The 12,045-nt window shown below is 50.1% G+C and carries 10 protein-coding genes and 1 pseudogene; 4 read left to right on the top strand and 7 right to left on the bottom strand.

The window, feature by feature from the left end; translation table 11 throughout:
- Nucleotides 1–206: 206 nt before the first annotated feature.
- The 4 genes and pseudogenes from Afil_RS09670 (at nt 207) to Afil_RS09655 (ending at nt 3,432) form a co-directional block, all read left to right on the top strand.
- Entirely contained in the window at nt 207–1,049 is an 843-nt protein-coding gene (locus tag Afil_RS09670) for an IS110 family transposase (protein ID WP_230268354.1), read from the top strand.
- Nucleotides 1,050–1,223: 174 nt separating this feature from the next.
- Nucleotides 1,224–1,355, top strand: a pseudogene (locus Afil_RS11540) (helix-turn-helix domain-containing protein); the annotation flags it as partial.
- 609 nt (nt 1,356–1,964) lie between these two features.
- A complete protein-coding gene (locus tag Afil_RS09660; RefSeq protein ID WP_230268352.1) occupies nt 1,965–2,525 on the top strand; it encodes a transposase in 561 nt (186 codons plus the stop codon).
- A gap of 310 nt (nt 2,526–2,835) precedes the next feature.
- Nucleotides 2,836–3,432 (top strand): transposase, encoded by a 597-nt coding sequence (locus Afil_RS09655; protein ID WP_369413428.1) that lies wholly within the window; start codon nt 2,836–2,838, stop codon nt 3,430–3,432.
- A gap of 193 nt (nt 3,433–3,625) precedes the next feature.
- On the opposite strand, the gene Afil_RS09650 is transcribed toward Afil_RS09655, so the two are convergent.
- The 7 genes from Afil_RS09650 to Afil_RS09620 form a co-directional block, all read right to left on the bottom strand.
- Complete coding sequence (locus tag Afil_RS09650) at nt 3,626–4,255, bottom strand: hypothetical protein (protein ID WP_230268350.1); 630 nt, start codon at nt 4,253–4,255, stop codon at nt 3,626–3,628.
- Nucleotides 4,252–5,193 (bottom strand): DNA-binding protein WhiA, encoded by a 942-nt coding sequence (gene whiA / locus Afil_RS09645; RefSeq protein ID WP_230268349.1) that lies wholly within the window; start codon nt 5,191–5,193, stop codon nt 4,252–4,254. Before whiA ends, Afil_RS09650 begins: the two co-directional genes overlap by 4 nt.
- The gene (locus Afil_RS09640; protein WP_230268348.1) at nt 5,177–6,154 is read right to left on the bottom strand and encodes a gluconeogenesis factor YvcK family protein; all 978 of its coding nucleotides are present in this window, start codon (nt 6,152–6,154) and stop codon (nt 5,177–5,179) included. The genes whiA and Afil_RS09640 overlap by 17 nt, the downstream gene beginning before the upstream one ends.
- Nucleotides 6,151–7,014 (bottom strand): RNase adapter RapZ, encoded by an 864-nt coding sequence (gene rapZ / locus Afil_RS09635; RefSeq protein WP_288821011.1) that lies wholly within the window; start codon nt 7,012–7,014, stop codon nt 6,151–6,153. The genes Afil_RS09640 and rapZ overlap by 4 nt, the downstream gene beginning before the upstream one ends.
- A 119-nt stretch (nt 7,015–7,133) precedes the next feature.
- The gene (locus tag Afil_RS09630; RefSeq protein ID WP_230268347.1) at nt 7,134–7,835 is read right to left on the bottom strand and encodes a potassium channel family protein; all 702 of its coding nucleotides are present in this window, start codon (nt 7,833–7,835) and stop codon (nt 7,134–7,136) included.
- A gap of 131 nt (nt 7,836–7,966) precedes the next feature.
- Nucleotides 7,967–9,268 carry a TrkH family potassium uptake protein gene (locus Afil_RS09625; RefSeq protein ID WP_230268346.1) on the bottom strand — a complete coding sequence of 434 codons (1,302 nt, stop codon included), beginning with the start codon at nt 9,266–9,268 and terminating at the stop codon, nt 7,967–7,969.
- Between the two features lie 561 nt (nt 9,269–9,829).
- Nucleotides 9,830–11,542: a 5'-3' exonuclease H3TH domain-containing protein gene (locus Afil_RS09620; protein WP_230268345.1), complete on the bottom strand. Its 1,713-nt coding sequence runs from the start codon at nt 11,540–11,542 to the stop codon at nt 9,830–9,832.
- Nucleotides 11,543–12,045: the final 503 nt, after the last annotated feature.

Here is a 12,045-nt window from a genome sequence, read left to right as displayed (position 1 = left end):
CTGCTCAACCAGCAGCCCACTGGGCAGTCGGTCGAGCAGTTTTTTATAAAGAAGAGCGCAGACGTCTTCACGGAAATTGTGAAGGAGTCTGCGCTCGATTTCTAGACGGGTTCTATTTGACGCTTACTCATCAGATTGGCGAGCTCTTACAGAAAGAATCGACTTCTCTGCTCTGGTTCCTGTTTCTTTCAGAAAGGAGCTTAGACATGACCATTCAGATTCAAAAGTCCGTCTGCGCCGGACTCGATGTTCATAAAAACAATGTCTACGCCTGGGTCTGCTGTTCTGTGAAAGATCCTAAAACCAATGTGGACGTTCTCAAGCTCAAATCGAAAAAGTTCAGATCCAACCATACGGATCTTTCTGAGATGTGTGACTGGATTCTTGAGATGACGAAGAAAATTCTGAAATCTCAGCCGCATGATCCGATCGATGTCTACATGAAATCCACCGGAAAATACTCCACACCGGTTTACAACGTCTGTGAAGAGAAAAAGCTGATTCCGCATATAGTCAATCCAAAACACGTGCGGATGATCACTGGTCAGAAAACAGACCAGAAGGACGCTGCGTGGATCGCAGAACTGGGAATTAACGGCCTTCTCAGGGAATCCTATATTCCCGAACGGCGCATTCGAGAAGCCAGACGACTGTCACGCACGCGGACAAAACTGGTTTACGTCAGAGGCGACGATATCCGTCGCATTCGAAATATCCTGACCGAAGCCAATATCCGACTTGATTTGATCTTCTCGGGTGTTGAAGGGGAATCGGCAAGGAATGTTATCCAATACCTGCTGGACACGGAGGTGCCGGTATTGGAAGAAGTACAGAAGCGGATTCGTAAATCGTGCAGTATCGTCAAGTTTGCCAATGCTCAGGAGCGTAAAGAAAAAGAAGAAGAACTTTATAAAGCGTTCGCCGGCGCCAAGTTCTCCCCCTCGCAGAAATTTGAGCTCAAATCCGCCTATCAAAGAATTGACCATACGGCTAAGCAGATTCAAGACTACGAATCTATGATGCAAGAAACTCTTGAACCGGTGAATTGAAATAGTAAACGCACCCATTGAACTCTTTCTCGTTGCATTTAGTCCTTCAACCACAATCGTTGCGTTTAGTCCTTCAATCCAGATAACTTAAGGTCGTTCTTGTTTAGCGAAAAATGTACTGACCGATTCGGCCAGTCTTCGATGTTCTCCTTCCAAAACAGACAGGAGGGCCTTATGCCTAATCAAAAACATCTCAACGCTGTCACTCGAAAACTGATTCAAGACGGTCTGGACCAGGGGCTTTCTATGGCTGAAATCGCCCGACAGATCGACAAGTCTAAAAGCACCGTCAGCCGCGAAGTCAAAGCGCACATTTCCTTTCAGCCGTGTCTTAAGGAATCTGATTCCAACGGTAAAGCTGTCATCTGGGATTGCGTCTGTATTCATGAATGCAGCCCTGACAACGGGATTTGTAAATCTCCATGTAAAAAGCGAAAGCCGATTCCTTGCGAATTCAGAGACAAAAAAGGATTCTGCAACGGATGTCCTAAAGCCCATCGGCCTCGGCGGTGCAAACTCGAAAAGCGCCTCTACAAAGCGAAACAGGCGCAGGAGGAGTACGAAAAAACTCTTAGAGAATCGCGCACTGGGATCAACCTTACCGGTGAAGAATTCCAATATGTGAAACGCATCATCAGTGAAGGAGTTAAAAACGGGCAGTCTCTTTCCTCTATCTGTCAGCGCTGCCCAGAGATCCCAGTAACGGAGCGTACTGTCTATACCTGGATCGAACATCGGGAATTAGCCGATCAGGGAGTCTTAAATATCGATCTCCCCCTTAAGGTAAAGCGAGAAATCCGATTCAAGCCCTCTATCAAAACGAAAAAGCGGAAAGACAATTCTGTGGTTTGAGGCCGAACTTATGAGGATTTTCAGAAACACCTCGCTTCACACCCAGGTGTATCGGTAGTTGAAATGGATACGGTCTATAACGACGTAACCAACGGGCCATTCATGCAGACTTTTCTATTTCGCGATCCGCACCATCTGTTTCTCGCTGTTTACCACACAGAAAAGACCGCTCAGGCGATGTCTGAAGGACTTAAAACTCTCCACGATCAGCTTGGAGCCCAGACTTTCCGACGACTGTTCGCGGTGGTTCTGACCGATCTCGGTTCAGAATTTACTGCAGTCGAAGAAATCGAAGCACTCGGTGTGAAAGTGTTTTACTGCGATCCGATGCAGTCTATCCAGAAAGCCTCCGTTGAGAACAAACATCTTCTTTTAAGGAGAATTTCCCCGAAGAACCGAGGCGGCCATATTTTTGATTTAGTCAAGCTGGGACTGACCAGTCAGGAGCAGCTGAACATCGCTGTCTCGCATATCAACTCATATGGATTAAAAAGTCTGCACGGTCATACGCCGTACGATTATTTCTGCTTTCTGGAAAAATCTTCTGAAATTGTGGAAAAACTAGGAATCAAAAAAATAGATCCGGCTTCTGTCCACTTGAAGCCAGATCTGTTAACTCGCTAAACAATAACGAGAGTTAAGAAGGAGAACGAACACACCTTAATTCACATATTTGGCAGTTGCATTTAGTATCGGAGTAAAAAAATACACTAATCAACTGCTCTTTTTGTCGTGGCTGCATTTAGTCCTTCCAACTCAAAAATTTTAGCATGGAAGCACAGAAAAGGCGAAACGCGGCCCTGGTAAAAGAAAAATCCCCTCAGTTTCCTGGCTTAGATAAAGGAAATTGAGAGGAAAGGTAGATTTTTGAAACAGTAAATGGAACGCTCGTTTTTATCAGTTCAATGGGTGCGTTTACTATTTCAATTCACCAATTCCTGGGATTTCCCATCTCTCGGCGAAACAGATTCTCGGCGAAATCGGTCCGAAAATGGATTGCTTCGTAAACGTGAAGCACTTTATAAGCTGGTGCGGTCTTTGTCCCGCAAGTAATCAGAGTAACGGAAAGCACAAATCAGTGAAGATAGGAAAGGGTGGGAGATACCTGAAGCCTGTACTGATTCAGTGCGCTCCCAACGCCGTTAAAAATCCATATTTTGGCAATAAGTATAAAGCCATTTCTGGCAGACGAGGCAAGAAGAGAGCTCTGGTGGCTATTGCGAGAAAAATGATGACAGCAGCCTATCACATGCTTCGAACCGGAGAATGTTTCCGGCCCAGTGATGAATCTGACGTATCGAATACAGCGGTCCCGGCTGAGAACGAGACGGTTGAAGAAAACAGCTGCACCGAAGCCGAGAATTTCGTGGAATTGGAGAACGTCCACGAAATTCAGAAAACGGCCGTAGAACTGGTTGAACTGACAAAAGAATCAGATCCAGTTCTTATTGAAAAGGTGCAGATCCTGCTTAAACAGATTGGAATTCCCTTTCAACTGGCAGAAACAACAACCAAGTCATTGTTGGTATAACGCAGAATACAAATGATGACGGCTAAGAAAAATTTCCCTTCGCAAGGAGGGCTTTTCGTCGTGCCATAAATCATCTAAAGACTTTCACATTTTCAAAAATATCTGCCTGAAATTTCCCTGCATACTCGCGAGTTTACAAGATCCAGGCGTAAGGTTCCACAGCAAACTGAAAAATTCAAAGCCGTGCCTCAGATCAGGAGACGGTAATATGCAGGGTTCTGGTAATGCTGTTGCCAAAGCGGTCGCGAATGCGAATATCCACATCCCGCTCTTCGGTATTCCACGTCAGATCCGAAGGAGCCTCGTAATAAACGCCCGAAAGATCGCTGGCGCCAAACACGTCATCCCAGTTCACGTCCTGTCCGTATTTTAAGTCGAGGCTGGACGGTGATCTCGCCAGAGAGGGGGCCTTTGTGTCCTTGATCTTGATCACGAACGGTATGGTTTCCTGTCCGTCACGGATCAGAAAGTTATACTCGCCGACCGTCAGATAGTCCAGGCCGACGGTTACAAAGCGGTTGTCCGTAATGGTAATGCCCGGCGCATCCGCTTCTACGCTCAGACGGTCCAGATCGACTTTTTCCGGATTTTCGAGATAAAGTGAGGGATTGGCGTAGACGTCGACGCCCAGCTCCAGCACAAACGTCTGGTTGGTCAGGGTAAGGTTTTGCGAACAGCCCGTCAGCATTATACACAGGCCAGCGGCAAGGAGTCCTCTGGACTTGCGCTGCCTTTTGAAAAGCGACTGGTTTCTGTACGAGGCGTTTGAACGCATCAGTGTCTGTACGCGCCGTTTCAAGGAGAAAAAGAATTTGCGGATCATACGCCTGCTTCTTCCTTTTGCGGACAAGCCAGTTCGCGGATTTTCGCGAGACGGTGCTTCATACCCGATTTGGAAATCTTTTCTCCAAAGAGATCAAAAACCGCGTCGCAAAGCTCCAGCGTGGACGCTTCCGGATTTTGCTTGCGCGCTTCCATGACGTTGGAAATTTTCATCGGCACCTTGATGCCGCGCTCTTCGATCGTCGCAATCCAGACGAGCTGTTCGCTGGCGGCTTTCTGCGTTTTCATCTCGTTGGCTACTTCGCAGTTGTCCAGACGGGTCAGCTGATTGTAAAAGTCGCGCTGAATGCGCTGGCCTTCAAATTCGAACAGCGACTGGCTGGCGCCCAGAAGACGCAGAAAATCCGCGATCTTGTCTCCGGCTTTCGTATAGACGACAAAGCCCTTTTTCGGCGTCAGCAGTTTGGCCGGAATGTAAAAGCGGTTCATCAGCTTGATCGTCATCTGCGCCAGCTCCTGCGAAGGCAGATTCATTTCCAGATGGTAATTGGCCGTCTTTGGCGAGTTGATGCTGCCGGAGGCCAGAAACAGACCCTGAATAAAAGCCCGCGCGTTTTTCTCGGAACGCACCATCGTATACGGCGGCACGCTGTACAGGCCGCTTTCGCGCAAAATGCCCAGATCTTCGAGGATGTCCGAAGCCTGTTCATACACCATCAGCCGGTAGACGTTGTTCTTTTTCAGATTCATCTTTTTCAGCGTGGAAAGCTGGATATCGACCTGATACTCGTTTTTCAGAAGCTGGAACACCAGCTTGGCAATGGAGGCATTTTCCGTCTGAAAGGAAAGCCAGGTTCCCTGCGAATTCCAGTTCAGCGAAGCTCTCGAAAGAAACAGCGCGCAAAGCATCGCCCTTGCCTGTGCGCCGGAAAAGGAAAGCTTGCTGATCTCGGCTTTGACATCACTTGAAAACGACATTTTCTTTCCCTTCGTCAAGCGTGTTCAGAATGGTCTGTACGCTGCGGGCGATAGCGTCGCTGTCATGACGGATCCGTCCGTTTTCATCCACGATGGACAGCTTTTCTTCCAGGATGGCGTACGTATGGTCGCTTTCCTTCAAGGTGACGGGATAGCTTGCCTGCTTGGCGTAGCGGTCCAGCGTTTCCTGCGGAATGGGCTGCGAATTGATCACGAGCAGATCGACGGAATTTTTAAACGTGTGCTTTTCAATGGCGCGAACGTGATCTTCCGCGGAAAAGCCGTCGGTTTCGCCGGGCTGCGTCATCGCGTTGCAGAAATACACTTTGGGAACCGGGCTGTCTGCGATTGCCTTGCCGACATCCTGAATGATCAGGTTGGGCAAAATTGAAGTGTAAAGAGAGCCGATTCCGTAAATGATCAGATCCGCCTGTTCGATGGCCGTGATCGCTTTATCGTAGGCATGAATTTCGTCGACGTAGTACACGCGCGAAATCGAGTTGTTCGTATTTGGAATGTTCTTTTCCCCGCGAACGAGCGTTCCGTCCGCCATCAGAGCGTAAAGAATCGCGTTGTCGAGGGTAGAGGGCAAAATGTTGCCTCGTACTTTCAGGACTTTGGAAATGGCCTGTACGGCGCCCATGAAGGAGCCGGTAATGTCCATAAGCGCCAGAAAGATCAGATTGCCCAGCTGATGACCGCCGATGTCGCTTGATCCGCTGAAACGGAAGTTCATCAAATCCGCGAACAGGTGGTCATCTTCGACTTCCGCCATGGCGCAGAGAACATGGCGGATATCGCCCATGGCTGGAGTATGGTAAATATCGCGCAGCCTCCCGGTGGATCCGCCGTCATCCGCTACGGTGATGACGGCCGTGAGCGAGACATCTTCGAGATGCTTGAGACCGCTCATCATCGCGGAAAGACCAGTACCACCGCCAATGACTACCACATTTTTCATGCTTCATCCTCCTTGACGGCATCGCGATGGAAGCAGTACGTCTTGTACTCCTTCCTGTACTGTTCATTGAGCCAGTTGCAGACGCTGACCGAACGGTGCTGACCGCCCGTACAGCCGATCGCCACGATGATGTGGTTCTTGTTCTGCGAACGGTAGGCTTCAAACACGAAGTCGAGATAGTCTTTCAGACGCCGGCTGAATTCCCGGGTTTCTTCGCGTTCCATGACGTACTTGTACACTTTTTCGTCATTGCCCGTCAGATCCTTGAGGGCCGGTTCATAAAACGGGTTGGGCAGAAAGCGGACGTCGATAATTTCATCGGCATCCATCGGCACGCCGTGCTTGAACCCAAACGACTGGAACGTAATCGCAAATTCCGGTTCGGTCGGGTTTTTGAAATACGGTTTGAGCGCGTTGACCAGCGCCTGCGGGGTCAGCCGCGTGGTATCGAGGTGAAGGGTATCCTTCATGTTTTCTTCAAGATTTTTAAAGGAATCGCGTTCGAGCTCAATCGCTTCTTCGAGCGTGGACGCCTGATTTTTCAGAAGCAGCGGATGCATGCGGCGCGTAAAGCGGTAGCGCAGCAGCAGTTCTTCATCGCTGGCATCCACAAAGATCACCTGCAGCGGACGGCTGAGGGCGTCAAAGAAGTTCATGAAATCGACGTAGTCCTGACTCGACGCCGTCAGAGCCAGACGGTCGTAAGCCGGATCATCGCTTTCCATCAGTTTTTCCAGAGAGTTCAAAAGCTCCTTCGGGAAGTTGTCAATGCAGTTGTAGCCAAGATCGGCGAGCGCATTCATGGCAGAGGTTTTACCCGCACCGGACATGCCGGTAACGAGGACAAGCTGTTTTTCCACAGAGATCGCTCCTTTCTTTGGATTAACTTCGTATTATTCTATCAAACAAAGATGGCAGAAATCCGGTACAGAACAAATTCTTCTGTTCTGTCTGCACCAGCCTTCTGCCGTCCATTGAATCAGTCTGCGTTGGATTGTTCGAAAACGCGGATATTTTCGTTGGATCCGATGACGATGATCGTTTCATTGTCTTCGAATACGTAGTTCGGATCAATTTCCTCGATCGTTTCATCGCCTTTCTGAATGGCGATAATCGAGATGCCGTATTTCTGTCGAAGTGCGAGATCTTTCAGCGGCTTGCCGATGAAATTGTGCGGCACTTCGATCTGGGCGATATCGATATTTCCCGATACAGAGAAGTAATCGATGACGCGCTTGTTGGACAGCTGGTTGGCCAGCCGCTCCCCCATCTCCCATTCCGGGTAGACGGCTTTCGCGCCGATCTTTTCGAGAATCGATCCCTGGTCCTTGGAGTTGGCTTTGGCGATGACCGTAGGCACTTTCAGATTCAGGCAGTAGAGCGTCGCCAGAATGTTGGCATCCATCTGCGAACCGATCGCGATGATCGCGGCGCTGCAGTCGGCCACACCGATTTCTTCGAGCGATTTCTGATCGAGATGATTGATGACATAGGCGTAATCCGTCAGATAGCGCAGTTCCCGTACGCGATCCGGATCTTTATCGACAATGATGACTTCCTGCCCGTTGGCAACGAGCGTCTGCGCAACGGCGGAACCAAAACGGCCCAGCCCGATTATGACGAATGTGCCCTGCGAGGGCATCTCGATCGATTTTTCCTGTTTGTTTTGCTTAAAGAACATGAAGTATCTTCCTTCCCCAAAAACACTTTTCCAGCCTCGCGGAACGCATTTTTACCGATTCCGTCACGGGCTTCATTTCTATACCGGCTGCCTGTCCATTCTGGGCGGGCAGTTTTTCTTTATCTTATGGATCAGCCGATCAGCACATTTTCTTCGGTGAACGAAGCGGAATGGGCGCGGCTGGTCACGAGCAGGTTGGCAATGGTCACCGGACCAAGTCGGCCGGTAAACATGACGACAATCAGAATCACACGCGATACCGGCTGCAGCGACGCGGTAATGCCGGTACTGCTTCCGACGGTCGCAAAGGCGCTGACGACTTCCGTCAGCACGTCAGAAAGCGCGAGATGGCTTTCGGCTACACAGATCAGAAAGGTCGCGATAAAGACGACCATCAGTCCGTAAAAGAGAACGGTGAATGCCTGCGTGAATACCAGATTGGGGACTTTGCGGAAAAAGCAGCTGTCCTCATCATGGGCCGTACTCGAGGAGATGGCTTTCAGGCCGATCACAAAGGCGGTTGTCGTTTTAATACCGCCGCCCGTCGAGTTTGGCGAGGCGCCGATAAACATCAGAACGATGAATACCAGCAGCGCGCCGTTGGAAAACGCGGAAAGCGGATAGGACGCGAAGCCGGCGGTTCGGGCAATGACCGACTGAAACCAGGCTTCGAGCCACGTCTGTCCGGTCGTGAACTTCAGCAGAATCGTTCCGGCACTGAGCAGGAAGACCGTCATGAACGCGGCGATCTTCGTCGTCAGCGACAGCTTGCGCCAGCAGAATTTTTTCTTCCACAAATCGATCAGCGCCAGAAAGCCGAAGCTTCCGATAATAACCAGAATGGAAATCGTCATGCAGAAAGCGACGTCTCCCGCAAAGGGAATCAGCGAATCCCCGCCTGCAAACACGTCAAAGCCGGCGTTGTTAAACGCGGAAACGGAAAGAAAGCAGGCATGGCCAAATGCCTGAAGCGGATTAAAGTAGCGCATGAGCGGAAACCACAGGCAGATCGCGCCGATGGCTTCGAACGTAAAGGTGATGCGCAAAATGATCGTCGCCAGCTTCTGCAAATCGAAATAGTCGGTCAGATTTTGGGCGGCGACAAACAGGGACCGCGTTTTCAGACCCATTTTGCCGCCAGCGACGCGTATGAGCAAAATGCCCAGCAGGACAACGCCCATACCGCCGATCTGGATCAGAATCGCCAGAACGAATCGTCCAAACAAATTGAAGGTCTGTCCGGGGACGACTACCGTCAGACCCGTTACGCATACGGCACTCGTGGCTTCAAACAGCGCATCCAGAAAATTCAGCTGCTTTCCCGGCATCAGTGAAATGGGAAGCATGAGAAGGATGGCGCCGATCAGAATGACCAGACCAAAGCCGCCGGCCAGAAGTCTGGCCTGGGGCGTCCGGTTAAACCACTTGTGCATCGTAAAGCCTAACCTTTTTTTCCTTAGAAATGTCATACCAGATATCCTTGTGACCATCGAGTCCAGGCTCGACGGGAAAACAAAACCCTGCAAAGCGACAGAAAACGCATGCCCTTCAAATCATTTCAAAGGGAATACGAACGCTGCAGAACGATACCGCAGGATACACCCGAATCCAGACGGTTTCTCAAATGGAGGCGGGCATCCCTGAAAATTTCTTCTTTTGAAAAAAGCAAATTTCTGGCAGTTCTGCTTTTTTGCCAACGTGCAGGACATCAACAATATAGCACGATCCGCCTCAAACAACGGGAAGCGCCCATGGTTTTGGCGCCTTCGCCGGACAGTCGATTTCTTTTTATCGCTATTCCGCTCTGTCTTTTCTGCTGCGGAAGCGCTCCTGCCGGAGACAGCTTTCAGCCTCTGTCGCCTCCTGGATTTTCTGAGAAACAAAGAGGCAGTCTGCACCAGGTTCTGTCCATGAAAAGATGCATGGAAAAAGCCGGAGGTTTTTCCTCCGGCTCTGTCCGTTCGAATTTGATATGTACAGTCTGAACAGCTGGATTACTGATCAGACAGCTGAGGTCTTTCTTGCATAACCGGCAAAGCTCCGGTCATTTTGGAGGACGCGTTTGCGGACGGATACGCGTCCTTTTTTCTTCGTTTTGAACCCGCCGAACGTCCGGGTTCCTGCACGCGGCCCTCACTGTAAGAGCGTCTGGGGCCGTTTGGATACGAGCGCGCGTTTTTGGACGTTTTCATCGCTTTCGTCTCGTTCATAGCCGCACCAGACTTTGAAGACGACTTCGTCTGTTTTGGAGAATACGCGTTTGCATTTTTCGTGTTCTGGACGCGACCGGAGCCGTTTTTCTTCGTCCAGTTTCCCTTTGGTGAAGAGGCAGACGAATTTTTATACGAAGGTTTGCGGCGTCCATCGTTTTTTCTCGATTCCATCCGGGCCGTTTCGGCCGCTTTGCGCTCATTTTTCTTACCAGCCGGCTTGCCGTTCCAGGCGGACGTTTTTTTCGTACGCGGATCGTGCACATTCGGCTTTTTCGAATTCGAACGCTTTCCTTCCGCTGTCTTTACGGGGTTCGGACGCGAACTGGATGATCCCGAGCGGCCGTTTTTGCGGCTGGAATCCGACGAACCTTTTGCCGATCGAGCCGACGCAGAAGCCGCCTCCATACGCTTGAGGGCGGACGGGCGCAGGCGAATGTTCAGTTCAATATTATATTGTTCCAAAATCGACTGGGCATCGCGTGCGTTCAGCGAAAACTGCAGGTGTTCCTTTTTCAGCCGCATGCCGGGATAGCCGCCGGGCATGGGGAGCACGAGATCGGTTTTCATTTTTCCCAGCACGTAGCAGAGCTCGGCCATTTCCCTTGCGGAATGAGCATTCTCGCCGCCTTTGCGGGTCAGACATGAGTAGGGATTCTTTCGAATGCCCCAGCTTCGCCACGTCGCAAACAGTGTTTTGCGTGCGCGGGGATCCTGTGCGCGATCGATGGCCCGATACAGGTCTTCGACACTCGAATAATGACGGGCGAGCGCGACGGCGCGGGTTTCCCCGATGCCGCGAACGCCGGGAATATTATCGGAGCGGTCGCCCATCAGCGCCTTCATCATGCAGACGCAGCTGGCGCTGTAGCCAAACTCGCCTTCAAGAACCTGGTCGTCCACTTCGACCACCCGGCTGGGCAGTCCGGCCGGCATATTGTATTTGGTGCGCCAGGCATGCACTTTGTCGCGGTCGGACATGCCGTACCAGATTTTGGTGCGGGGACTGATCAGCTGGAAGTAGTCCTTGTCCCGCGTCAGCAGGCGGACCGGCAGCTGCTTTTCCATCTGCACAGCCAGACTGCCCGCAAAATCATCCGCTTCATAATCCGGGTGCTGAAACTGGGCAATTCCAAGTTCCTGACACAGGGTGTAGGCGGTCTGATACTGCTCGGCCAGAGGGGTCGGCGTACTGGATCGATTGGATTTATAGGAGGGCCACATGGATTTGCGGAAAGTGTGACGGTTTACGTCCCAGCAGACCGCCAGATGTGTTGGCCTCTGGTACGTCAGAATCGTAAAAATCGTATGAAAAAACGCTTCAATCGCGTCGCAGTAGCGGCCGTCAGCGTCTCTTTTTAACAGTTTCGAGTAAAGTTCCTCTTTTTTTTCCTCGTCTTTTTCCTTGCGGATGGCTTTGGGCAAAGAAGAAAAATAGCTGGTTGCAAGAAGTGAAGACCCGTCAATAATCAGAAGATATTCTGATTCAGGTTTCATGGTTTCTCCTTCCTTAAGATTAGAAATTTCCGCCAGGCTTTGCGATGCGTTTTGCATGGTCTTATTGGAAAAGCGCAGACCAGCCGGCTGTTCCGACAGCCCTGTCATAACAGAACAATCACATCAGACTTCCACAGAAGAAATCGTGATTCTATGAATTTATTCACCGCATTGTATTGTTTTATATGCTTAAGAACTATAGTCCGGCAGAGTCTTCATAATGCCATACTGTCCGATTTTTTTCAACTCTATCCAGACTTCTTCCCTTTTCATTCTTTGCCCGGCTCCCGCACTTTCACAGGCCCAATCGTCTTTTTCAGATGTCGATTTTTCTCGTTTTGTCTGCGCAGGCCAGGCAGTTTTTCTCTTTTATAAAAGCAATGTCATTAAGTTAAGATTTCTCAGACCACATCAGCGTTAAGCAGTGATGTGGTCTTTTTTCTACTCTTCAAGTCAAATCTCGAATGATTCGAGTTTTTTCACTTTTTTCTAAAAATCTATTG

The sequence above is a fragment of the Allobaculum fili genome, assembly GCF_020969955.1.
Taxonomy (GTDB): domain Bacteria; phylum Bacillota_I; class Bacilli_A; order Erysipelotrichales; family Erysipelotrichaceae; genus Allobaculum; species Allobaculum fili.
The sequence above is the reverse complement of the archived record's forward strand: the minus strand, read 5'-3'. Positions and strand labels throughout refer to the sequence as shown.